We start from the raw sequence: 23291 nt of genomic DNA on the forward strand, positions 1-23291 counted from the left end.
CTCCGCCGTCCCCCAACTCGGAGGTCCTCTGTGCTGGCCAGCATCGGCTACGCCGTCGCCTACACCGGCGTCGGCATCCTGCTGCTCGTGGTGGGCGCCCTCGCTCTCGACCTGCTCACCCCCGGCCCGGACAGCTGCGCAACCCCGCACCGGCGACCGGTGAGCACCATCAGCAACGCACCGGTGCTGCCCTGCACGACTGGGCCGGAGCCGGCGTGCCAGTCGGAGTCGGTGGCGACCAGCTGCACCCCACGCAGCCGGCGCCGGGCCCAGAACGGCCAGCCCATCGACCAGACCCGGGTCGCGGCCGCCGCGGCCGCCGCCGGGGGCACGGCGCGCTCCCGGCCCAGCGGCACGGCGATGTCCTGCCCGTGGACCAGGACGTCGATCAGCGGCTCGAGCTGCGTCGTCCCCACGGCGTGCCGGCGCGAACCCACCATCGCCCGGATGCCGGCCACCAGCTGCGCCGGGGGCGCGACGGAGGCGGCACACGCGGTGTCGTGCACCATCCGGTCGAAGCTGCCGCGGGCCCGGACCAGCGCCGGCAGGGCGCTCGCTGCCCCCGTGTGGGCGAGGGTGAGGTGCGCCGCGACGTCCCGCACCCGCCAGCCGGCGCACAGGGAGGGGTGCTCCCACTCGGCCGGGGCCAGCTCCTCCAGCAGGTCCGCGAGCGTCGACCGCTCGGTGTCGATCGTCGTCCAGAGCTCGTCGCCGTCCATCGCGGCCCCCTCGGCCGGTAGATTCCGTCAGGATCCCTGACGATCCTCGGGATGCCGTGACTGCACAAGGGGTGCGATGACCGCCGAGCGACCGGATGCCGTGGAGCCGAACACCGGGCTGCTGCTCTTCTATCCCTACCGGGCGCTGGAGAGCCGGGTGCTCACCGCGCTCGCCGAGGCAGGGTTCGAGATCACGCTCGCCCAGGCCCGGCTGCTGCAGCGCGTCGCCGACGACGGCAGCCGGCTCACCGACCTGGCCGCCCAGGCGCAGGTCACCAAGCAGACCGCGGGCGAGCTGGTCGACCAGCTCCAGCGGCGTCGCTACGTCGAGCGGGTCCCCGACCCCTCGGACGGCCGGGCCCGGCTGATCCGGCTCGCGGCTCGTGGCCGGGAGGCAGCCGCACTCGCGGCCCCCGTCGTCGCCACCGTCGAGGCGGAGTGGGCGACGCACCTGGGCCCGGAGTCCATGACGGCGCTCCGCGCGGCACTGACCCAGCTGCGGGAGATCACCGATCCCTGGGCGTGACCCCCCGGCCCGGTGGAACAGCGCAGGGGCGGACGGCGCTGCACCAGGTGTGACGGACGCACTGACCCTGTTCGACGACGTCCTCCCGCCCGAGGCACCGGTCGAGAACCGGCTGCTGCAGGTGCGCACGGTCTACGCGGAGCCCGCGGCCGCCGCCTCTCCGCGCGGGCGGCAGGTGCTGGCCCGGTTCCCCGGTGCGGAGCTGGTGGAGGTGCCCTCGCACTGGCAGATCCCGACGCTGCACGGCAACGAGGGCAACGTCGACCGCTGGGTGCGGGTGAAGACCGAGACGCTGGTGCTCGGGGTCAAGAAGTCGCTGTCGGCCCGGCCCAACGGCCGCTCGGCCAACTGGATCGCGCCGTCCACCGCCAACGGCTGCGCGATGGCCTGCGCCTACTGCTACGTGCCGCGGCAGAAGGGCTACGCCAACCCGATCACGGTGTTCACCAACATCGAGCAGATCACCGGCTACCTGCGCCGGCACGTCGCCCGCCAGGGACCGAAGACCGAGCCCGACCAGTGCGACCCGGAGAGCTGGGTCTACGACATCGGCGAGAACAGCGACTGCTCGGTCGACGCACTGGTCAGCGACAACGTCGCCGACCTGGTCGCCACCTTCCGCGAGCTGCCGACGACGAAGGCCTCCTTCGCCACCAAGTACGTCAACGAGCACCTGCTCGACCTCGACCCGCAGGGCCGCACCCGGGTCCGCTTCTCGCTGATGCCGCAGGCCGACGCCACGGTCCTGGACGTGCGCACGAGCAAGGTCGGCGAGCGGATCGCCGCCGTCGACGACTTCGTCGCGGCCGGCTACGAGGTGCACCTCAACCTCTCCCCCGTCGTGCTGCGCGAGGGCTGGGAGGCCGACTGGACGGCGCTGCTGCAGCAGCTGGACGACGAGCTGGGCGACGCCGCGAAGGCCCAGGCCGCCGCCGAGGTGATCATGCTGACCCACAACGAGGGGCTGCACCAGGTCAACCTGGGCTGGCACCCCCAGGCCGAGGACCTGCTCTGGCGCCCGGAGCTCCAGCAGCCCAAGGTCAGCCAGAACGGCCAGGTCAACGTCCGGTACCGCAACGACGTGAAGCGGGCCGGGGTCGACCGGCTGCAGCAGCTCATCCGGCAGCACGCCCCGTGGCTGCACGTCCGCTACGCCTTCTGAGTCGCCCCGCACGGGCCGAGGTGCTGCCCGGCGCAGCGTCGTCCGATGTGCGACCCTGAGCAGTCTGCGGTCGGGGCGACCAGACCTCGTTCCCAGGGAGACCACATGTTCGACCCGCGTACTGCGCCGGCGTTGCTCGAGGCACTCCCGGACACCGTCGTGGTCGCCGACCGGGACGGTCGCATCGCCTACGTCAACCCAGCCGTGCACACGCTGCTGGGCCACCGGCCCGAGGAGCTGATCGGCGAGTCCCTGACGGTGCTCATGCCCGAACGCCTGCGCCGCGGGCACGGCACCGGGTTCGCCCGGTACGCGGCCACCGGCCGCGGTGAGCTGGTCGGGGCGACCACGCAACTGCCGGCGCTGCACGTCGCCGGGCACGAGGTGCCGGTCGACCTGACGATCTCCCGGCTGGCCGCCGAGGGCGCAGCAGTCGACGGCGCCCTGGTGGTCGCCGTCCTACGGGACGCCAGCACCACGATCCTCCTGGAACGCCAGTTCCAGGTGAGCCGGTACCTGGCTGCGATCCAGCGGGTCACCGCAGCGCTGACCGAGGCACCCGACGCCGACGCCGCCTTCCAGCAGCTGCTGCCGACGCTCTGCAACGAGCTGGACTGGGACGCCGCCACCATCTGGCGTCCTCACGAGGTCACCGGCCGCCTCACCTGTGCCGACATCTGGGCAGCACCGGGTGGCGAGGTGCCCAACCTGCGTGCTCGCGCGCGCGGGCTCTCGCTCGGCCGCGGCGAGGGACTGCCCGGCGTCACCTGGCAGGAGCGCAGGCCGGTGGTCTTCGAGGACCTGTGGTCCGAGCCGCGCTTCCTGCGCCGGGACGGTGCGCACGCCGATGGCGTCCGCACCGGCGTGGCCTTCCCGGTCCTGTACGGGGACACCCTGCTCGGCGTGTGCGAGCTGTTCTCCCGGCAAGCGCGTCCCGTGCCGGACGACCTGCTCGACGTGCTGGCGACCGCCGGGCGGCAGATCGGCCAGTTCCTCAGCCGGCTGCGCGCCGAGTCGCAGATCCGCTCCCTGGCCGAGACGCTGCAGCGCAGCCTGCTGCCGCCCTCGCTGCCGGCCATCCCCGGCGTCGGGATCGCGGCCCGCTACCGCGCCGGTGGCCGAGGGCTGCTCGTCGGCGGGGACACCTACGACGTCCTGCCACTGCCTGGCGGGAGCTGGATGGTCCTGATGGCGGACGTCTGCGGCAAGGGGGCCGAGGCCGCCGCGACAGCCGCGCTCGCCCGGCACACCGCACGGGCCGCCGCGACAGCCGACTCCGGTCCAGCCGATGTGCTGCGCGCGGTCAACGCCGCGCTGATCCGAGAGGCCGGCCCCGGCCCGCTCCGCTTCGTCACCGCCTGCTGCCTGGTGCTCCGCCCGCACAGCGCAGGTGCCTCCGCGCGGCTCACCGTCGCCGGACACCCCCGTCCGGTGCTGCGTTCCTCCACCGGCGAGTGCACGGAGGTGGGCGCGGTGGGACGCCCGCTGGGCATGGCCGTCGACTCGGACTTCGGCGAGGTCGCCGTCGAGCTGTCCGCCGGGAGCACCCTGGTGCTCTACACCGACGGCGTGACGGAGGCCCGGGACGACTCCGGGGTGCAGTTCGAGGAGTCCGGTCTGGTCCGACTGCTGGAGAGCGGCCCACCGCGCTCGGCCGAGGAGACGGTCGAGGCCGTGCAGGCCGCCGTCGACCGGCACCGGCAGGACTCCCGCCACGAGCGGGACGACCTGGCCGTCCTCGCCCTGCGGTGCTGAGTCCGGCGCTCTCACTGCTGGACCGCTCCCGCACCCGGGTCGGCGAGCCCGATGCGGCGGCGCTCATCGGCACCGTGGATCGGGCGGCCGCCGCCGAGCGGCTGGGCTTCGAGCGGTTCTGGGTCGCCGAGCACCACGGCGTGCCGGGCGTCGCCGGTGCCGCCCCGGCGGTGCTGCTGGCCGCGATCGCCGGCCGGACGACGACCATCCGGCTGGGCTCGGCCGGCGTGATGCTGCCGCACCACCAGCCGCTGGTCGTCGCCGAGCAGTTCGCCACCCTGAGCGCGTTTGCCCCCGGCCGGGTCGACCTGGGGCTGGGCCGCTCCCCCGGCTTCACCGCCCCCGTTCGGCAGGCGCTGCGCTCCACCGGTGAGCCGGACTTCGCCCACGACCTGACCGAGCTGCGGGCGTTCCTCGCCGGCTCGGCGCCGATCACCGCGCACCCCCGCCCGGCCGCCGCCGTCCCGGTGTACGTGCTGGCCACCGGCTCGGGACTGACCGTGGCGGCCGAGCTGGGGCTGCCGGTGATCGTCGGCGGCCCGCTGCTGGGCGTGGCCGGCGACCCGGAGCCCGGGCTGGCCGCGCTGGCGGGGTACCGGCGCAGCTACCGGCCGAGCGAGGCGGCACCGGAGCCGCGGGTGGCGATCAGTCTCGACGTGCTGGTCGCCGACACCTCGGGCGAGGCCGCCGACCTGCTGCTGCCCGAGGCCTGGGCCATGGCCCAGGCCCGCACCACCGGCGTCTTCCCGCCCCTGGAGCCGGTGGCGGCGATCCGGGCCCGCACCCTCACCGCGCGCCAGCAGTCCTACGTCGAGCAGACCGCCGCCGCGGCGATCGCCGGCACCCCCGCCCAGGTGGCGAGCCGGCTGGCCGAGCTGCTCGACCGGACCGGCGCCGCCGAGCTGGTCGCCGCCAGCAGCACGCACGACCGGACGGCGCTCGCCGCCTCCGACGCCGCACTGGCAGCGCTCCTCGGCGCACCGCGTACCGCCCACTGACCCCCGGCGGCCGAACCCGTTCCGGACACGCACGCCAGGTGGTGTCGCCCGGGCGCGCGCTGTGCCACGGTGCTCCCGCCCAGCCCCGTCGCGACAGGAGGCACCCGTGCCGGCCGTGGAGATGCGCGCGGTGTCCAAGAGCTACGCCCGACGCGGCCGCCCGCCGCAGCAGGCCCTGGACTCCCTGGAGCTGGTGGTCGAGTCCGGCGGCGTGCACGGGTTCCTCGGGCCGAACGGCTCGGGCAAGACGACGACCATCCGGGTGCTGCTGGGCCTGATCCGGCCCGATGCAGGCGACGTGCGACTGCTGGGCCGGCCGGTGCCCGACGGGCTCCCGCAGGTGATCGGCAGCGTGGGCGCGCTGGTCGAGACCCCGCTGTTCTTCCCCGGCTTCTCCGGCCGCCGCAACCTGCGGCTGCTCGCCGAGACCGCCGGGGTGCCGCGCAGCCGGGTCGAGGAGGTGCTGGAGACCGTGGAGCTGCGCGACCGGGCCGACGACCGGTTCAAGGGCTACTCGCTGGGGATGAAGCAGCGGCTGGGCATCGCCGCCGCGCTGCTGAAGTCCCCGCAGCTGCTGATCCTGGACGAGCCCAGCAACGGGCTGGACCCGGCCGGCATCCGGGACGTGCGCGAGCTCATCCGCCGGCTGGGCCGCGACGGGTCGACGACGGTGCTGCTCAGCTCGCACCTGCTGGCCGAGATCGAGCAGGTCGCCGACCAGGTCTCGATCATGGCGCGGGGCCGCTGCATCGCCTCCGGCCCGGTGCACGAGGTGCTCGCCGGCCGGTCCTCCGGGGACGTGCGGGTGCGGGTGCCCGACCGGGCGGCCGCGACCACGGTGCTCACCGCAGCCGGTTTCACCGTCACCCCGACCGAGGACGCGCTGCTGGTCTCCGCCGTCCCGGCGCCGGGTGAGGTCACCCGGGTGCTCGCCGAGCACGGCCACTACCTGGAGGAGCTGACCCCGGTGGCGGCGGACCTGGAGAGCGCGTTCCTGGCGCTGACGGCGGAGCCGGCATGACCGCCGCCCGCACCGAGGCGCCCCCGACCGCACCCGCCGGCCGGTTCAGCGGGCTGCTCAGGGCCGAGGCGCACCGCTTCCGAGCCCGCCGGTTCATCCAGGTGCTGCTGCTCCTCGCGGCGCTCGGCTGGGCCACCTCCACCGCCATCGGCCTCACCCAGTACGCCTCCCCCACGCCCGAGCGGCTCGCCGCGGCACAGCAGCAGCTGCAGGTGGAGGTGGAACGGGCGAACGAGTTCCGGGAGGAGTGCCTGGCCTCGGACGACGTCCCGGCGGACGTCTCCCCCGAGGAGTGGTGTGGCGCGCCGGTCACCGCCGCGGACCTCGACCTCGACTGGTACCTGGACCCGGCGCCGTTCTCCTTCGCCGCGGACGGCGTCGCCGGGGCGGTGACGTTCAGCGCGGCGGGTGCGGTGCTGGCCTTCCTGATCGGCGCCACGTTCGTCGGCGCCGAGTGGTCCTCCCGCTCGATGATCGCGCTGTTGTTCTGGGAGACCCGGCGGCCCCGGGTGATCGGTGCCAAGATCGTCGTCGTCGCCGTGGCCTCCGCCGTCCTGGGCGTGGTCGCGCAGGGCGCGTGGCTGGCGATGGCCGGCCTCTGGCGGACCTTCGCCGGCGACGGTGTCGCCCTGCCCGACGGGTTCTGGTCGGAGCTGCTGGCCACCGCCGGACGCGGCGTGCTGCTCACCACGCTGGCCGGGTTGCTCGGGTTCGGCCTGACCAACCTGGTGCGCAACACCGGCGCGGCGCTCGGGGTGGGGTTCGTCTACTTCGCGGTGCTGGAGACGGCGGCGCGCGCCCTGCGGCTGGAGTGGCAGCCCTGGCTGCTCACCAACAACGCCTCGGCCCTGGTGGTGCCCGACGGCCTGACCCTGTTCCTCGGCTCCGACCCGATCACCGGGGAGTCCACCGAGTACCTGCTGGGCAACCTGCAGGCCGGCGTCTTCATGGCCGTGGTGACCGGCGTCGTCCTGACCCTGGGCACCGTGCTGTTCACCCGCCGCGACCTGCACTGACCCGCTCAGCCGGTCGGGTTTCAGGACCCGGGCGGGTCGGGGTAGGCGGAGGGACATGGACACAGACCTCGAGTCCGCCACCCGCACCGAACTGCTGCGCCGCGCGCGCGAGCAGGACGTACCCGGACGCTCGTCGATGACCAAGGACCAACTGATCGCCGCGCTGACGTCCGGCGACTCCGGCGACGGCGCCGCGTCCGACGGCGCCGCGTCCGACAGCGCTTCGTCCGACGGCGTCCGTGGCGACGGCTCGCGGCCGGTGCACTCGCGGGTCGAGGCGTTCCGCCTGCTGGCCGAGGCCCGGGCCCGGGGCGAGATGGTGCTCATCCCCCGGATGCTCAGCGGCAACGACCGCCGGGTGCACGTACGGGAGACCGTGCGTGAGGACCACGAGACCCGGATCGCCACCGGTGACCTGGAGGCGCGGGCGAAGTTCGACAAGCTCGCCGGCTCGGTCTTCCACTTCTTCCGCGGCACGAACCTGCTCTTCTACCGCGACCTGGTCGGCGAGGACGCCCGGCTGCCCACGGTGCTCGCCCTCGGCGACGTCCACCCCGGCAACTTCGGCGTGATGCCCAGCTCCGACAACGTGCCGATCTTCAGCGTCAACGACTTCGACGACGCCTACTACGCGCCCTTCACCTGGGACCTCAAGCGCGGCGCCGTCGGGTTCATGCTCGGCGCGGCCGAGAAGTCCGATCTCAGCCCGAAGAAGCAGCGCGCCATCGCCCGCCGGTTCGTGCGCGGCTACGTGTCCGGGATCGCCTCCTACGCCGCCGACGGCCAGGAGCAGACCGAGCAGCTCCGGATGGACAACGCCCCGCCGCTGATCGCCGAGCTGCTCGCCAGCACGCTGGAGACCAGCCGCGCCGAGTGGCTGGAGGACCTCCTGGAGGAGACCCGGCGCGGCTTCCGCACCGACGAGGAGCTGGTGCCGGTCAGCAGCCGCCGGGAGGAGTTCCAGGAGATCGTCGACCGCTACGTCGCCGAGAACGAGGTCGCGGTGCCCGAGCGCGCCGGCCGGATGCGGGTGAAGGACGTCGCCGAGCGGCGCGGCGCCGGCACCGCCTCCCTGGGCCTGACCCGGTACTACGTCCTCATCGCCGGCGTGCGGGACGACGGCACGGACGACCTGCTGCTGGAGTTCAAGCGCGCCCGCCGCTCGGCACTGGCCGGGCTGGTGCCGCCGTCGGGGTACGAGGTCGACAAGCAGGGTGACCGGATCCGGCACGCGCAGCGGGTGCACCTGGTCGACGGCGACGTCTTCTACGGCAGCGTCGACATCGACGGGCACAGCTTCATGGTCCGCGAGCGGGCGCCGTTCCGCGACGACATCAGCCTCGGCTCCCTGTCGACGAGCGAGTGGAAGGAGTACGCCGGGATCTGCGGGCGGGTCCTGGCGCACACGCACGCGATGTCGGACGAGACCGGCAACGTCGACTACGACGTCGAGCCGGCGATCCTGGAGGCGATCGGCGGGCGGGACCTGTTCGTCGACGACGTCCTCCGCTTCGCCGAGGAGGCCGCCGAGCGGATCCGCCGGGACCACGAGTACTTCGTCGCCGACCACGAGCTGGGCGCCTTCCGCAGCGTGGACGTCGTCTACCGCTGACCTCGGCGGTCGGCGAGCGTGAGCCACCAGACCGACCGTGGAGCCGGGCCCCGGCACGGCTCCACGGTCGGTGGGGCGGGTAGACCCCGTCGGCGGCCTCGCTCCCGCCGGAGCTGTCAGGGGCCCCTGCGGCTGCTCACCCGGGTGGCGCCACGCCGGGGGTTTGCCCCGGCGCCCCCGGGTGGGCCACGGTGGTGCCGTGCGCAGACGAGACTTCCTGGCCGCCGGCGGCGCACTCCTCCTCGCCGGCTGCAGCCGGTCCGGCAGTTCCCCGACCGCTGCCCCCACGACGTCGGCAGCCACGACGTCGGCAGCAGAGTCTGCAGCCGCGTCGACCAGTGCGGCTCCCACGCCGACCGAGGAACCAGCGCCCACCCCGGGGACGCCGGCGGAGATCCTCGCCCGGTCGACGGTGCCGGTGCTCTGCTTCCACCAGATCCGCGAGTTCCGCCCCGACGACAGCGCCTACGCCCGCACGATCATCACGCCCCCGGCCGTGCTCACCGCCCAGCTGCAGGCGCTGCGCGACGGCGGTCACACCCCGGTCACCGCCCCGGCGCTGGTCGACCACCTGCAGTTCGGCACCGCCCTCCCCGACCGGCCCGTGCTGCTGACCTTCGACGACGGGTCGGTCACCCACGCCACGGCGGCCCTGCCGGTGCTCCGCGAGTTCGGCTTCCCGGCGGCGTTCTTCCCGATGACCGTGGTGCTGGACAAGCCGGACTGGCTCAGCAGCGACCAGCTGCGGGAGCTCGACGCGGCCGGCATGACGATCGGCGCGCACAGCTGGGACCACCAGCGGGTGGACCAGCTGACCGGCGGCCAGTGGACCGAGCAGCTCGACGACCCGAGGGCCACCCTGGCCGGCATCCTCGGGCACCCGGTCGACCTGATCGCCTACCCGCACGGGATGTGGGACCAGGAGGCGCTGCCGCACGTCGCCGCTGCCGGGTACCGGGCTGCGTTCCAGCTCTCCGAGCCCACGGACCCGGCGCAGCCGCTGCTCACCATCCGCCGGATCATGCCGCCGCCCACCTGGGACGGCGCCACCCTGCTGGCCCACCTGGAGTCCGACTTCTGACCGTCGGCGCTCGCACGCCGGCGGCTACCGTGAGGGGCGTGGCCCGGGTCGTCGTCGTCGGCGCCGGGCTCGGGGGTCTCGCCGCCGCCGCCCGGCTGGCCGCGACCGGCCACGCGGTGACCGTGCTGGAGCAGGCGCCGCAGGTCGGCGGCAAGCTCGGCTGGTACGCCCGCGACGGCCACGGCTTCGACACCGGGCCCAGCCTGGTCACCCTGCCGCAGGTGCTCGAGGACCTCTTCGTCGCCACCGGCGCCCCGCTGTCGGAGGTGCTGCCGTTGCAGCGGCTCGACCCGGCGGTGGCCTACCGGTTCGCCGACGGGACGACGACGGCGCTGCCCGGGCACCGCGACGACATCCCGGCCCGGCTCGACGCCGACCTCGGACCCGGCAGCGGTGCGCAGTGGACGGCGCTGCTGACCCGCGCCGAGGCGATGTGGCGGGCCACCGAGCAGCCGTTCCTGCGCACCCCGCTGGCCGGTGCGGCCACCCTGGCCCGGCTCGCCCGCAACACCGCCGACCTCCGCACCGTCGCGCCCGGCCGCACGCTGCGCGGCCTGGGGCACCGGTACCTGACCGACCCGCGGCTGCGGATGCTGCTGGACCGGTACGCGACCTACTCCGGCTCGGACCCCCGACGGGCACCCGCCGCGCTGCTCACCGTGCCCTACGCCGAGCAGGCCTTCGGTTCCTGGTACGTCCCCGGCGGACTGCGCCGGCTGCCCGAGGCGGTGGCCGCGCGCGCGGTCGAGCGAGGAGCGGTCGTGCGCACCGGCGCTGCGGTCAGCGAGGTGCTGGTGACGGCGGGCCGGGCGACCGGGGTGCGACTGGCCGACGGCGAGGTGGTGCCGGCCGACGTCGTCGTCTGCAACGCCGACGCGACGAGCCTCTACGGCAGCCTGCTGCCGCCGCACGCGCCGGTGCGGCGGGTCCGGGCCGCGCTGCGCCGGGTGACGCCGTCGTCCTCGGGGTTCGTGCTGCTGCTCGCGCTCCGCGGCCGCACGCCTGGGCTGGCCCACCACACCGTGCTGTTCCCCACCGACTACGACGCCGAGTTCGACGCCCTGTTCGGAGGGGGCAGGTTCGGCCGGGGCGGGCCCAGCCGGCCGGTCGCCGACCCGACGGTCTACGTGAGCGCCCCCGACGACCCGGCCACCCGACCCGACGCCGACAGCGAGTCGTGGTTCGTGCTGGTGAACGCGCCGCGGCACGAGCCGGGCACCGGCGTCGACTGGACCGCCCCCGGGCTGGCCGACCGCTACGCCGACCAGGTGCTGGCGACGATGGCCGCCCGCGGGCTCGACGTGCGCGACCGGGTCCGCTGGCGGGTGGTGCGCACCCCGGCCGACCTGGAGCGGGAGACCGCCAGCCCCGGCGGCTCGATCTACGGCACGTCCAGCAACGGGGCCCGCGCGGCCTTCCTGCGGCCGGCCAACGCAGCCCGCCTCCCGGGTTTGTTCCTGGTCGGCGGCTCAGCGCACCCCGGCGGCGGGCTCCCGCTGGTCACCCTCTCCGCGGAGATCGTCTCCGGGCTCATCGGCCCGGCCTGACCCAGCGGCGGTCCGACCCGGCGCCGGGCGGGCCCTCAGCGCCGGGCGAACACGTATGGCTGCAGTGCGGGCTCAGCCGGGACGTCCGCGGCGTCCCCCTCCCCGTCCGTGGCGTAGGCGACGAACGCGGCGTAATCGGTCGCGAAGGTCGCCGGGTCGACGCCGGGCTGGAAGGCCTGCAGGCAGGTGCTCACCGGGACCCGGGCGCGCACCGCCGGGCCGTCGTGGGTCAGCGCGTCGATCGCGATCGCGTAGCCCACCGGGTCGTAGCTGCCGATCGCGAAGTGGTCGGCCGCGTTCGCCGGGCAGACGTCCTGGGTGGCGATGTTCGAGATCCGCCCCTCCCCGGTACGCAGCACCGAGCTCGCGGTGGGCCCGGCGTTCGGGACGACGACCTCGTCGGCCCGGGTGTAGGCGACCGTGTACGAGACGCCGGCGAAGGTCTCCGCGCCGCTGTTGAGCGCGGCGGTGAACGAGGAGATCGACCGCTGCTGCCAGTTCGCCGGTGTACAGGTGGTCTGGCAGGCGAGGTCGGCGACCGTCGTCCCGTGGTTGGACGGGCTCAACCCGACCAGGTCGTCCACCATCGCCCGGGTGTCCGGCCAGAACCGCAGCGCCCAGCGTCCGATCATGCCGCCCTGGCTCCAGCCGACCACGTCGACGCGCTGGCCTGCCTGCTTGCTCACCGTGCGCACCGCAGAGACCACGTGTTCGGCGGCCACCTGGATGTCGCCGGTGGCGTCGTCCGGCAGGGTCACCGCACACCAGCGCCAGCCCAGGCGGTCGAACGCCCGCTCGTAGTTCCAGGCGAAGCCGACCTCAGGGTCCATCGTGGTGCCGGGCAGCAGCAGCACCGGTGCCCGCCCGCCCTTGGTGACCGGGCCGTTGCAGTGCAGCGAGGCGGCCAGTTGCGCCGCCGGGACAGCGAGTGCGGGGCCGCGCTGGTCCAGGTCCGCGTACCCGCCGGCCACCGGGGCCGCCGCCGCCGTTCCCTGGCCGGCCAGCAGCACCACCACCGCACAGACCAGCACCGTCCAGCACCTGCGCATCGACGACTCCCGTCCTCCGGGCCGGCTCCGTCGCCGCCCCCGCCCAGCCGATGATGCGGGAGGGACGACCGGACGGCACCGCGAGGTCCGGCCGCCGCGGGCCGGCGCCGGTGCCCTGGTCAGCCGGTGCGGGCCGGGTCCGGGGTCCGTTCCGGTCGCCGGTCGAGCAGCCGCAGCAACCACCAGCCGTAGCCGATCAGCACCAGGATGATCGACACCTGGACGACGTCGGGCAGCGCTCCCGGGCTCCGGATGCTGGCGACGTTCACCCACGCGTGCAGCACGACCAGCGGCCAGAGCGTGCCGACGTGCCAGCGCAGCGCCGCCAGGCAGAACCCGAAGGCGGCGGTGTTGACCACCTGGAAGGCGATCTCGTCCGGCGCACGCCCGAACCAGAGCCCGCTCATCGCGTGTCCCAGGCCGAACAGCACGCCCACCAGGACCGCCGCCCGGGCCAGGCCCAGCGGGCTCAGCAGCCGCTGCACCAGCCCCCGGCTGAGCGACTCCTCAGCCAGCCCGACCGCCAGCATGGTCACCGCCGCGCTGGCCAGCACCGTCGCCGACCCGGCCAGCCCGTCGACGAGGTGCAGCAGCCCCTCCCCCAGCAGCGGCAGCAGCAGCCACCACGAGCGGTCCGGCCACCGCCAGGCGAGCCCGGTCTCGCGCCACCAGCCGAGCCAGCCGATCAACGCCAGGGTGAGACCGGCGAGCACGACGTTGACCACCGCCGCCCCCAGGTCGGGGAACCACCCCGGCCGCAACGGCGGCAGCAGGTCCTCGACGGCGAACAGCACCAGGTGCCAGACCACCGTGGCCCCCGCGGCGAGGGTCAGCGGCCGGCGGCGGGCGAGGTCGAGCACACGCTGGCGCACGACCGGCAGCCTCCCGTGCCCGGCGCCCCGCCGTCCATCCCCGTCGACGCAGCGACTCCCCCCTCACCGCGGGGTGAGGGGGAGTCGAGGGGAGCTGAGGCTGTCAGGCGTCGCGCCGGCGGAAGACCAGGACCGCCACCAGCAGCAGCGCGGCCACCTCGGCGACGAAGACCCCGAAGCCGGTCCACGGGGCGAGCACCGCTCCGCCGTTGAAGGGAGCGACCTGCGCGACCGCCCCGCCGGCGTTGCCGGGCAGCAGCTTGGCCACCCACTCCCCCCACGTGCCCGGCAGTGCGTAGGCGACGTTGCCGACCACCAGCACCAGCGCCATGCCGACGGTCAGCGCCGCCGCGGTGTGCCGGATCAGCAGCCCGGTGGCCAGCGCGAACACCCCGAGGCCGGCGAGGTACAGCCCGTTGCCCAGCAGCGCGCGGAGCACCCCGTCGTCCGACAGGGCCAGGCCCACGCCCTCCCGGTCGAGGAACCAGTTGCCGCCGAGGTAGCCGGCCACCGCGGTGACCACGCCGGCCACGAAGAGCACGACGGTGAGCACCACGGCCTTGGCCGCCACCACCCGTCCGCGGCGGGGCACCGCGGTGACGGTGGCCCGCATCATCCCGGTGCCGTACTCGCTGGTGACCACCAGCGTGCCCAGCGCCAGCGCGGTGAGCTGGGAGAACAGCAGCCCCCAGGTGAGGAAGGCGGCCGGTGCCTCCCCGGTGTCGCCGGCGGCCAGGTCCGTGGCCGCGGCCCAGCAGACGAGCGTCGTCAGGCCGGCGCCGAGTGCGAACAGCAGGCCCAGCGACCAGCGGGTGGAGCGGACGGTCCAGAACTTGACCCACTCCGCGTGCAGCACCTGCGCGAAGCCGGGCTGCCGGACGCCGGGCACGTGCCGGTTCGGGTCGAGCCGCACCACGTCGGCGGCGGACGAGGAGCCGCTCCCGGGTCGGGCCGGGGCGGTGCTCATGGTGGGGGTGGCGCTCATCGCACGGCTCCTGCGGTCTCGGCCGGGTGGGTGGCGTACTCGACGCTGTCGGCGGTCAGGGTCATGAAGGCGTCCTCCAGCGAGGACTGGACGAGGGCGAGCTCGTGGACGTACAGCCCGGCACCGCCGAGCAGCTCACCGATCTCGGCGGCGTTCCGGCCGCGCACCCGCAGCTCGTCGTCCAGCCGGTCGACGTCCAGGCCGTTGCCGCGCAGCAGCGCCTCGGCGTCGGAGACCCGCGGACTGCGCACCCGGACGTAGGAGGACGCGTGCTCGGTGATGAAGTCGGCCATCGAGCAGTCGGCCAGCATCCGTCCGCGGCCGACCACGATCAGGTGGTCGGCGGTGAGCGCCATCTCCGACATCAGGTGGCTGGAGACCAGCACGGTGCGGCCCTGCCCGGCCAGCTCCCGGGCGAGGTTGCGCACCCAGCGGATGCCCTCCGGGTCCAGCCCGTTGACCGGTTCGTCCAGGACGACGACCGGCGGGTCGCCGAGCAGCGCCACCGCGATGCCGAGCCGCTGACCCATGCCCAGGGAGAAACGACCCACCCGCTGCTCGGCGACCGCCTCCAGCCCGACCAGGTCGAGCACCTCGTCGATCCGGGTGCGCGGGATGCCGTTGCTGGCGGCCAGCCAGCGCAGGTGGTCGCGGGCGCTGCGGCCGGGGTGCAGGGCCCGGGCCTCCAGCAGCGCACCGACCTCGCGCAGCGGCGCCGGCGACGCGGCGTAGGACCGGCCGTTCACGGTCACGCTGCCCGACGTGGGGCGGTCCAGCCCCAGGATCATCCGCATCGTCGTGGACTTGCCGGCCCCGTTCGGGCCGAGGAAGCCGGTCACCCGGCCGGGCTCGACGGTGATGCTCAGGTGGTCGACGGCGGTCTTGGGGCCGTAGGTCTTGGTGAGTCCCCGGGCGACGATCACAGCGTCCCCCCGGGGTGGGCGGGAGAGGTGGTGTCCATGCCGACGAACCTGTCGGCGGCGCGGCACCGGGGACATCGGGGAGCGCCCTGAACCGACCCTGAACCACCCCTGACCGGCGTCCCTGAGCGGCCCCTGAGCAGCGGCGCCGCACGGCCTTGTCCAAGTCCGGTCCCCGGGCTACGGTCGACCTATAAGTTCCTGCTTATGGAGGAGGGCTCATGACCATCACCGACGCCGCCGCATCCGCCGGGCTGGTGACCCGAGAGGTCCGCACCGGCTCCCGCGGGGGCACACCCACCCGGATCGCGGTCGCCCGCCGCACCTACCCGACCGACCGGCCCGACCTCTGGGCCGCCGTGACCGACCCGGACCGGCTCCCCCGCTGGTTCCTGCCGGTGAGCGGTGACCTGCGCGTCGGCGGCCGCTACCAGCTCGAGGGCAACGCCGGTGGCACCGTCGAGCACTGCGCGGCGCCGGAGACCTTCTCGGTCACCTGGGAGTACGGGCCGATGGTGTCCTGGCTGCAGGTCCGGTTGACCCCGGCTTCCACCGGCACCGAGCTGGAGCTGCTGCACGAGGCTCCGGTCGACCCCGAGATGTGGGACCAGTTCGGGCCGGGCGCGGTGGGCGTCGGCTGGGACCTCGGCCTGATGGGGCTGGGCCTGCACCTGGAGAGCGGCGCTGCGGTCGACCCGGCCGAGGCGTTGGCGTTCCCCCTGTCGCCGGAGGGGCGCGAGTTCGTCCGGCGGGCGGCGACCGGCTGGGCCGACGCGGCGGTCGCCGACGGCGACGAACGGGGCCCGGCGCAGGAGGCGGCGGCCCGTACGGTCGACTTCTACACCACCCCGCCCGAGGACGTGCCAGGAGCGCAGTGACCCGAGCACCAGTGACCGGAGCATTCGAGGCGCTGGGCGACCCCGTCCGGCGGCACGTCCTGGAACTGCTCGCCGCAGGCGAGCGGCCGGCCGGTGAGATCGTCGCGGCGCTGCAGGCCCGGGCGCCCATCTCCCAGCCCGGCGTATCGCAGCACCTCCGGGTGCTGCGGGACGCCGGGCTGGTCACGGTGCGCGCCGAGGGGTCCCGACGGTTCTACGCACTCGACCCGGACGGCCTGGACGCCGCCCGCGCGTGGTTGTCCGGGCTCGTCGACCCGCTGGCGCAGTTCGCCCAGCCGCTGGACGCGCTGGCCACCGAGGTGGCCCGAGGCCGGCGGACCCGCCCGACGACGACCGGCCAGCCGGACCGCCCCGCTGCCGACGGTCGACGCCCCGCCTGACCGGATCAGCCGACGCTGCGCTCGGCGGCGTCGGTCACGTGCACGCCCGCCGCGAACTCGGCGGCCTGCGCCGCCGTCCAGTCCAGCTCGGCCGGCACCTGGACGACGACCGGCAGACCCGACGCCTGGTCGACGTAGAACAGCGAGCCGGCGAACGGGTCGACGCCCAGGCCCCCGGCCGCCGGCCGGTCGACGTCCACCTGGTCCGCCGACTCGACGTAGACGCCCTCACCGGCGCCGACCGGGACCGTGGTGCCCTCGGTCGGCAGGGTCGCGTCGGCGGACAGCAGCATCACGGTCAGCTTGCCCACGTAGGAGTCCGGGTCGGTGTCGACCATGGACCGTGGCCCGACGGTGAGCGCGTACTGATCGGAGTGCAGCAGCGTCCAGCTCTCGGGGACCTCGTCGACGGAGTACCCCGCCAGCTGGTCGCCGGTGAAGTCGACGAGCGCGATCGCCCCGGGCGCCAGGACGGTGTCGCTGCTGCCCCCTGCCTCCGGGCTGACCGGGGTGGGGGTCGCCCCACCGAGGACCAGCGCGCCGACGGCTGCACCGGCGACGACGAGGCCGGCCACCCCCGTGCGCTGTGCCCGGCGGCGGCTGAGCGCACGGCGGCCACGGAGCAGGTCCGCCTGCACGGTCTTGTCGGCGACGGTGGTGTCGACCTCGGCGGCGGCGTCGGACAGGAGGGTGTGGACGTTCACGAGGCGCTCCAGGTGGTCACGGTGGTGCGGTGGTCGACGGCGGTGCGGGCGGGCGGCGGGGCCGACGACGGCTCCTCCAGGGGGACGCCGAGCGCCCGGCGGAGGTGGTCCAGGCCGCGGGCGGTCTGGCTCTTCACGGTGCCCTGCGAGCAGTTCAGGACGTCGGCGGTCTCGGCGACGCTCAGCTCGTGCAGGTGCCGGAAGACCACCGCCGCCCGCATCCGCGGCGGCAACTGCGCCAGCGCCGGTCGCAGCCGGGCCAGCATCTCGTCGTCCCGGTCGTCGGCGGTGTCGACGGCGGTGTCGGGGAGCTCGGCGCGGGAGTGCTCCCGACGCCGCCAGGGCCGGCGGGTCTCGTCGATGAGCGTGGTCACCAGCGCCCGGCGGGCGTAGGCGTACCGCGCCTCCGGTGCGCGCAGCCGGCCCCAGGCGACGTAGAGCCGGGTGAGGCCGACCTGCACGAGGTCCTCGGCCAGGTGCCGGTCACCGGCCGCCAGCAGCGTCGCCGAGCGCAGCAGGTCGCCCCGCCTCGCGACGACGAACGTGGAGAACTCCTCGTCGCGCCCCGGCCTCACGTGGTGTCCGATCTGTTCATGCCCTGGAGACGGGATCCGGGGCCGGGAGGTTGCATGCCCCCAAGGGCAGCCGGATCAGCCGCCGGTCAGCCGGCGGGCTCCGGGGCGGGGAACCGGGACACCGGTACACCGGGACTGGCTTCCCATACCTCGGTGCGGCGGGTGATAGGACCGGACCGCCACACCGCGGGGGTGGACCGTGGAGGTGACCGGCCGTCAGCGGGACGACATCGGCCGGTTCAGCTGCGCGCGGCGCCCAGGCCCAGCACCGCCGCCAGCCCCAGCGCGCTGCGCGGGGCGTACGGGGTGCGCCACAGGCCGCCGTGCGCGGCGGCGTGTGCCTCGTCCTGCCAGGGGTGCTGCTGCGCGGGGCCGCCACCGGTGTGCAGGTCGTGCACGAGCAGCGCCGCCATCAGCACATTCGACGTCGCCGGCTCGAACACCTCCACGCCGAAGCGGTGGGCCCCGGCATAGGCGGCGGCCAGGGCGCGGTTCTTGACCACCGAGCGGGTTCGGGTGGGCGGGGCGACGTTCATCGACACCGTGCTGCCCGCCGCCCTGGCGACCGAGGCACGCCAGCGCTGCAGCCGCTTGGCCAGCGCGTAGTTCGGGCCCTGCTGCGGCACCAGGCTGTCGGCGATGCCCGGGTCGGCACCCGGCACGTACGCCCGGCGCAGCAACCGCCCGGCCGACAGCGTGCGCAGCGGCCGGCCCACCAGCTTCGCCGTCCGCGGCCGGGCGGCGTAGGCGGCAACGGAGTGGTCGACCGCCTCGCCGGGCACCGCGAAGACGTCGGTCGGGGTGGCGAGGAACGCCAGCGCGAGTTCGGGGCGGGCCCCGGTCAGCCGCCGGGTGAGCGCGTCGACGGCGGTGGAGACCCGGACGTTGGTGGCGCCGTCGGCGTAGACGTAGTTGCCGAGCACCGGCGAGCCGGGCAGGGCCGCGAGCCAGTCGGCGACCTCGGGCACCTCGGTGATCAGGTCGGCGCCGGCCGTGTCGTCGTCGGCGACCGGCAGCAGCAGCGTGCCCGCGCCGCGCTGGGCGGTCTCGCGCACCCGCTGCCACAGTGCCGGCCGGGGCAGGTCGACGGCGGCGACCCGGGCACCCCAGCGCAGCAGGGCGGTCAGCGGCCCCATCTCCGCGCCTGCACCCAGCACCGCGACCGTGCGATCGGGCAGCGCGAGCCACTCGGGATGGTCGGCCACGGTGCGCACGGCGTCGGCGCAGCTGGGCTCGACCACCCCGGCGTCGACCCAGGCGACCAACCGGCGGTGCAGGTCGTCACCGCGCAGCCGGGCGCCGCGGTAGGGCAACGACAGCTCGCGCTCGGGTACGGCGTCCCCGGTCACCTCGACGGTGCGCAGCCGGCGAGCGGCCGGCGCGGTCTGCAGCGCGCCGAGGTCGGTCTCGCCGCCCGGTCCGGCCACCCGCATCCGGGCGTGCAGCGAGTCGAGCCCCGCACCGGCGATCTGCAGCGCCGCGTCGCGCGAGCTCAGCCCCGCCTCCACCGTGCGGCGCAGGTGGGGCAGGTAGCCGGCCCGCCAGTTGGTCTCCTGCTCAGCTGCCCGCGCCCCGGTCGGGTCGACCGGCCGGAGCGCGTCGGCGACGACCGCCCGGCCGAGCGTGGCGGTGCTGCGCCGGCCGTCGGGCCCGGCTGGGAAGACGACTCCGCGCTGTTCCTCGGTCACGGACCGATCCTGCCCGACCCGGCCGACCGGCGACGGCTGGGGCGCTCAGGCCCCAGCCGTCGGCACCGTCGGTTACTGGTTGCCGATCTTGCCGTCGGCGGCGTCCCGGCCCTTGTCGATCTGGGCGTCGTGCGTGCCCCCGGTCTTCTTGTCCGCGAACTGCTCGCCCTTGTCGAGGCCCTTGTCGCTGATCTGCTCGCCCTTGTCGCTGTTCAGCGCGCCCTTGGCCTTGTCCATCATGCTCATGGGGATCCCCCTCGGATGCGGTCGCGCCCGACGGCGCGGCTCGACCCCGGCAGTGCCCACCGACCTGCGGCGCCAACCGCTCAGTCGCGCACGACCGGTTCCGGCAGGTCGGCCGGTGCACCGGCCTCCAGCCAGCGCAGCAGCGTGCGGACGGCGAACCCCGAGCCGCCCTTGACCACCTCCGCCTCGTCGCGGCCGGCACGCGCCGGGCCGGCGATGTCCAGGTGCGCCCACGGCAGGCCCCCGGCGAAGGGCTGCAGGAACAGCGCCGCCGTGGTCGACCCGGGGTCGCCCGGGGCGTTGTTCGCATCGGCCACCGGGGAGTCGAGCTGCGCGCGCAGGTGCCCGACGTGCTCCTCGCTCAACGGCATCCGCCAGAACGCCTCGCCGGCGTGCCCGCCGGCGGTGAGCAGGGCGTCGGCGAGCCCGTCGGCGGTCGCGTACAGCCCGGCCGTGCGAGCCCCCAGCGCCGTCCTCATCGCCCCGGTGAGGGTGGCGACGTCGACCAGCACGGTCGCGCCCAGCGCCAGCCGGGCGTGCGCCAGGACGTCGGCGAGCACCAGCCGGCCCTCGGCGTCGGTGTTGCGCACCTCGGTGGTGCGCCCGCCCACGTGCCGCACGACGTCGGCCGGCCGGTAGGCGGTTCCGGAGACGGCGTTCTCGCAGAGCGCGACGACGGCGGTGACGGCACCCGGGAGCTGCAGCCGGGCCGCGGCGTCGACGGCGGCGAGGACCGCGGCGGCGCCGGCCATGTCGGTCTTCATCTCGCGCATGCCCGCGTTCTTCTTGATCGAGATGCCGCCGGTGTCGAAGGTGATGCCCTTGCCGACCAGCACCGGGTGCGCCGGACCGGCCCCGTGCGGCCGGTAGGTGGCGATCACCACCCGCGGTGGGGAGGCCGATCCTCCGCCGACGGCGAGCACGCCGCCGAAGCCGCCGGCCCGCAGCTCGTCGGGCCCCAGCACGGTGACCGTCACGCCGTCGACCGCGCCCAGCCGCCCGAGCGCCTGGTCGGCGAGCCAGGCCGGGTCCTTGGTGCTGCTGGGCGTGTTGACCAGGTCGCGGGCCCACACCACCGACTCGGCAGCGACCCGGCCGGCGAGCTCACCGGCGGCCACCGCCGGGTCGTCGGCACCGGCGGCCACCACGAGGACCTCGGCGAGCCGGGGCGGGTGCGGGGTGGAGGTGTCCCGGAAGCGGTAACCGGCCAACAGCGCCGTCTCCACCGCGGTACGGACCTCGTCGGCCCCGGCCGGGGCGACGCCGGTGTCCAACGGCAGGACGAGCCGGCGGGCGCCGGACTCGGCGAGCGTCTGGGCCCGCCGGACGGCGACCGCCACGTAGGAGCGCAGGTGCGGCAGGGTCGCATCGCCCACCCCGACCGCCAGCACACTGCGCGGGTGCCGGCTCTGCAGCGGCACGTTGGTGATCCCGCCGGGCTTGCCGCCGTTGCCGGTGTCGGCCAGGGCCGCAGCGAGGAACTCCGGGTCGACCGGCGGCTGGGCAGCCGCGGTGAGCCAGTCGGGCAGGGAACCGCGGGCACCCACCGGCACGGCCAGGACGTCGTCGGGACCCAGCACCGGCAGCGCAGGGACGACCTCGACCCGCGGCAACGGCGCGGCCCCGGTCGCCGGCGTGCTGCCGACGGCCGGGGCCGCGTCGTCTGTCGCGGGGCTGCCCGGGGGCAGACTCGCGTCGGTGTTCAGCTGATCGCGCCCTTCAGGGCCTCGGAGAGGGCGCTCGCCTCGTCGGGGGACAGCTCGACGACCAGCCGGCCACCACCCTCCAGCGGGACGCGCATGACCAGGCCGCGGCCCTCCTTGGTGACCTCGAGGGGACCTTCACCCGTACGCGGCTTCATGGCCGCCATGCGTGCCTCCTTCACCGGCCACCCACGGCCCGGCTGGACCGTGGTGTGGCGACTGTTCCTGCAGAGCTGTGCGGTCCATGATCCCGTATCTCCGGCCATCGACCAACCCGGACCCCTCAGTCCGGGTACGTGACCCCCACCCGGAAGCACGTCGCGACGTGGTCGTCGACCATCCCGGTGGCCTGCATCAGGGCGTAGGAGGTGGTCGGTCCGACGAAGGAGAAGCCCCGCCGCTTCAGCTCCTTGGCCAGCGCAACCGACTCGGGGGTGGTCGCCGGGACGTCGGCGAGGACCTGTGGCCGCGGACGCGGCGCGGTCGGGGCGAAGGACCACAACAGGGCCGACAACCCCTCCGGCAGGTCGAGCGCAGCCCGGGCGTTGCGCACTGCGGCCGTCACCTTGGCGCGGTTGCGGACGATCGCCGCATCGGCCATCAGCCGCTCGACGTCGTCGCCGGTGAAGGCGGCCACCGCCGGGATCGAGAAGCCGGCGAACGCGGCCCGGAAGGCGGGGCGCTTGCGCAGGATGGTGATCCAGGACAGGCCCGACTGGAAGGCCTCCAGGGTGACCCGCTCGAACAACGCGTCGTCGCCGTGCAGCGGCACCCCCCACTCCTCGTCGTGGTACCGGACGTACTCGGGCGCACTCGTCGCCCAGCCGCACCTCTCGACCACGGCCACCTCCACGGGGTCCGGCGTCCGGCCGGTCACGGGACGGCGGTGTCGACGTCGTCGAACTCCGACCGCGCGGTGCGGACGGGGCTGCGCCGGGTGGCCAGCACGCAGCCGAGGAGCACCAGCGGCAGCCCGAGCGCCAGGCCCAGGGTGAACGGCTCGTCGAGCACCAGGACGCCCAGCAGCACGGCGACCGCCGGGTTGACGAAGGTGATCACCAGCGCCCGTTGCGGGCCGGCCTCCCGGATCAGCGCGAAGAACAGCGCGAGGGCCAGCGCGGTGCAGACCGTGCCCAGCGCGAGGAGTGCGAGCCAGGCCCGTGTCGGTGCCTCGACGGCGTCGCCGAGCCGGGGCACCGCGAATGGGGCGTAGACCAGCGCGGTGAACAGCAGCGCGAAGGACGCCGCCGTCACGCCCGGCACGTCGGGCAGTTTGTGGCTGATCACGATCGGGGCGACGGCGTAGCCGACCACCACCAGCGCGACCGCCCCGATCGCGCTGAGCTGGGCCCCGCCGACGTCCAGCCCCAGCAGGGCGGCGATGCCCACCACCCCGATCAGCATCCCGACCACCCGCAGCGGGGAGAGCCGGTCCTCGTCCCCGGCGATCAGGGCCGCCACCGCGGCCACGAACGGCACCGCCGCGACGAGCAGCCCGGTCAGCGAACTGGACAGCGACTGCTCGGCGTACGGCAGCAGCAGCCAGGGGCCGGTCATCTCCAGCACGGTGAACAGCAGCAGGGCCCGCCAGTGCCGGCGCAGTGCGGTGCCCAGATGTCCTCTGGCGAGGGTCCATGGCACGAGCAGCGCCGCACCGATCGCGCAGCGCAGGAAGACCACCACGACCGGGGAGAAGTCCTCCACCGCCACCTTGATCAGCAGGTACGGCAGACCCCAGATCAGCGACATCGCCACGAACAGCGCCCAGCCCCGCCGACTCATCCTCGTCCCCCAGCCGCCGCCGTCACCGGGTCATCATGGCTCCCGGCTACG

General features: G+C 74.9%; 24 protein-coding genes. 11 read left to right on the top strand and 13 right to left on the bottom strand.

Translation table 11 applies throughout. From position 1 onward, the window contains the following. Positions 1 to 59 precede the first annotated feature (59 nt). Entirely contained in the window at positions 60 to 719 is a 660-nt protein-coding gene (locus G5C62_RS11930) for a maleylpyruvate isomerase family mycothiol-dependent enzyme (protein ID WP_164701143.1), read from the bottom strand. 76 nt (positions 720 to 795) lie between these two features. Here G5C62_RS11930 and G5C62_RS11935 point away from each other — a divergent pair, with 76 nt between their 5' ends. From G5C62_RS11935 to crtI, 9 genes are all read left to right on the top strand, one after another. After that, positions 796 to 1245: a MarR family winged helix-turn-helix transcriptional regulator gene (locus G5C62_RS11935; RefSeq protein WP_164701145.1), complete on the top strand. Its 450-nt coding sequence runs from the start codon at positions 796 to 798 to the stop codon at positions 1243 to 1245. 49 nt (positions 1246 to 1294) lie between these two features. Then, entirely contained in the window at positions 1295 to 2407 is a 1113-nt protein-coding gene (locus tag G5C62_RS11940) for a spore photoproduct lyase family protein (protein WP_164701147.1), read from the top strand. Positions 2408 to 2512: 105 nt separating this feature from the next. Continuing rightward, positions 2513 to 4162 carry a SpoIIE family protein phosphatase gene (locus G5C62_RS11945; protein ID WP_164701149.1) on the top strand — a complete coding sequence of 550 codons (1650 nt, stop codon included), beginning with the start codon at positions 2513 to 2515 and terminating at the stop codon, positions 4160 to 4162. Continuing rightward, complete coding sequence (locus G5C62_RS11950) at positions 4156 to 5160, top strand: MsnO8 family LLM class oxidoreductase (protein ID WP_241175853.1); 1005 nt, start codon at positions 4156 to 4158, stop codon at positions 5158 to 5160. The genes G5C62_RS11945 and G5C62_RS11950 overlap by 7 nt, the downstream gene beginning before the upstream one ends. 106 nt (positions 5161 to 5266) lie before the next feature. Continuing rightward, positions 5267 to 6181 (top strand): ABC transporter ATP-binding protein, encoded by a 915-nt coding sequence (locus G5C62_RS11955; protein WP_164701151.1) that lies wholly within the window; start codon positions 5267 to 5269, stop codon positions 6179 to 6181. Further along, the gene (locus tag G5C62_RS11960; protein WP_164701153.1) at positions 6178 to 7197 is read left to right on the top strand and encodes an ABC transporter permease subunit; all 1020 of its coding nucleotides are present in this window, start codon (positions 6178 to 6180) and stop codon (positions 7195 to 7197) included. Before G5C62_RS11955 ends, G5C62_RS11960 begins: the two co-directional genes overlap by 4 nt. Positions 7198 to 7252: 55 nt before the next feature. After that, positions 7253 to 8809 carry a DUF2252 family protein gene (locus G5C62_RS11965; protein WP_164701154.1) on the top strand — a complete coding sequence of 519 codons (1557 nt, stop codon included), beginning with the start codon at positions 7253 to 7255 and terminating at the stop codon, positions 8807 to 8809. 199 nt (positions 8810 to 9008) lie between these two features. After that, positions 9009 to 9890 carry a polysaccharide deacetylase family protein gene (locus tag G5C62_RS11970; RefSeq protein ID WP_164701156.1) on the top strand — a complete coding sequence of 294 codons (882 nt, stop codon included), beginning with the start codon at positions 9009 to 9011 and terminating at the stop codon, positions 9888 to 9890. A 38-nt stretch (positions 9891 to 9928) separates the two neighbouring features. After that, positions 9929 to 11437: an NAD(P)/FAD-dependent oxidoreductase gene (crtI, locus tag G5C62_RS11975; RefSeq protein ID WP_164701158.1), complete on the top strand. Its 1509-nt coding sequence runs from the start codon at positions 9929 to 9931 to the stop codon at positions 11435 to 11437. Between the two features lie 35 nt (positions 11438 to 11472). Here crtI and G5C62_RS11980 read toward each other — a convergent pair whose 3' ends face one another. The 4 genes from G5C62_RS11980 to G5C62_RS11995 all read right to left on the bottom strand — a co-directional run bounded on the left by G5C62_RS11980 (position 11473) and on the right by G5C62_RS11995 (position 15266). Further along, positions 11473 to 12486 (bottom strand): lipase, encoded by a 1014-nt coding sequence (locus G5C62_RS11980; RefSeq protein ID WP_164701160.1) that lies wholly within the window; start codon positions 12484 to 12486, stop codon positions 11473 to 11475. Between the two features lie 119 nt (positions 12487 to 12605). Then, complete coding sequence (locus G5C62_RS11985) at positions 12606 to 13358, bottom strand: CPBP family intramembrane glutamic endopeptidase (protein WP_156119243.1); 753 nt, start codon at positions 13356 to 13358, stop codon at positions 12606 to 12608. 103 nt (positions 13359 to 13461) lie between these two features. Continuing rightward, the gene (locus tag G5C62_RS11990; RefSeq protein WP_241175854.1) at positions 13462 to 14343 is read right to left on the bottom strand and encodes an ABC transporter permease; all 882 of its coding nucleotides are present in this window, start codon (positions 14341 to 14343) and stop codon (positions 13462 to 13464) included. Continuing rightward, positions 14340 to 15266 carry an ABC transporter ATP-binding protein gene (locus G5C62_RS11995; RefSeq protein ID WP_164701162.1) on the bottom strand — a complete coding sequence of 309 codons (927 nt, stop codon included), beginning with the start codon at positions 15264 to 15266 and terminating at the stop codon, positions 14340 to 14342. Before G5C62_RS11995 ends, G5C62_RS11990 begins: the two co-directional genes overlap by 4 nt. 218 nt (positions 15267 to 15484) lie before the next feature. On the opposite strand from G5C62_RS11995, the gene G5C62_RS12000 reads away from it, so the two are divergent. Continuing rightward, complete coding sequence (locus tag G5C62_RS12000; RefSeq protein ID WP_036337509.1) at positions 15485 to 16141, top strand: SRPBCC domain-containing protein; 657 nt, start codon at positions 15485 to 15487, stop codon at positions 16139 to 16141. Next, positions 16138 to 16542: a metalloregulator ArsR/SmtB family transcription factor gene (locus G5C62_RS12005; protein WP_231558429.1), complete on the top strand. Its 405-nt coding sequence runs from the start codon at positions 16138 to 16140 to the stop codon at positions 16540 to 16542. The genes G5C62_RS12000 and G5C62_RS12005 overlap by 4 nt, the downstream gene beginning before the upstream one ends. A 5-nt stretch (positions 16543 to 16547) precedes the next feature. Here G5C62_RS12005 and G5C62_RS12010 read toward each other — a convergent pair whose 3' ends face one another. The 8 genes from G5C62_RS12010 to G5C62_RS12045 form a co-directional block, all read right to left on the bottom strand. Then, a complete protein-coding gene (locus G5C62_RS12010; protein WP_036337505.1) occupies positions 16548 to 17246 on the bottom strand; it encodes a hypothetical protein in 699 nt (232 codons plus the stop codon). Continuing rightward, the gene (locus G5C62_RS12015; RefSeq protein WP_064972433.1) at positions 17243 to 17821 is read right to left on the bottom strand and encodes a SigE family RNA polymerase sigma factor; all 579 of its coding nucleotides are present in this window, start codon (positions 17819 to 17821) and stop codon (positions 17243 to 17245) included. The genes G5C62_RS12010 and G5C62_RS12015 overlap by 4 nt, the downstream gene beginning before the upstream one ends. Before the next feature lie 239 nt (positions 17822 to 18060). Beyond that, positions 18061 to 19509, bottom strand: coding sequence for a hypothetical protein (locus tag G5C62_RS12020; RefSeq protein ID WP_164701164.1), 1449 nt, complete (start codon positions 19507 to 19509; stop codon positions 18061 to 18063). Between the two features lie 72 nt (positions 19510 to 19581). Beyond that, a complete protein-coding gene (locus tag G5C62_RS12025; RefSeq protein WP_164701166.1) occupies positions 19582 to 19755 on the bottom strand; it encodes an antitoxin in 174 nt (57 codons plus the stop codon). A gap of 80 nt (positions 19756 to 19835) precedes the next feature. Continuing rightward, positions 19836 to 21368, bottom strand: coding sequence for a leucyl aminopeptidase family protein (locus G5C62_RS12030; RefSeq protein WP_241175855.1), 1533 nt, complete (start codon positions 21366 to 21368; stop codon positions 19836 to 19838). An 89-nt stretch (positions 21369 to 21457) separates the two neighbouring features. Then, positions 21458 to 21625 carry a DUF3117 domain-containing protein gene (locus tag G5C62_RS12035; protein ID WP_064972432.1) on the bottom strand — a complete coding sequence of 56 codons (168 nt, stop codon included), beginning with the start codon at positions 21623 to 21625 and terminating at the stop codon, positions 21458 to 21460. Positions 21626 to 21741: 116 nt separating this feature from the next. After that, entirely contained in the window at positions 21742 to 22335 is a 594-nt protein-coding gene (locus G5C62_RS12040; RefSeq protein WP_277424776.1) for a DNA-3-methyladenine glycosylase I, read from the bottom strand. Further along, the gene (locus G5C62_RS12045; protein ID WP_164701168.1) at positions 22332 to 23240 is read right to left on the bottom strand and encodes a DMT family transporter; all 909 of its coding nucleotides are present in this window, start codon (positions 23238 to 23240) and stop codon (positions 22332 to 22334) included. The genes G5C62_RS12040 and G5C62_RS12045 overlap by 4 nt, the downstream gene beginning before the upstream one ends. Positions 23241 to 23291: the final 51 nt, after the last annotated feature.

The sequence above is a fragment of the Modestobacter sp. KNN46-3 genome (genome assembly GCF_011039295.1).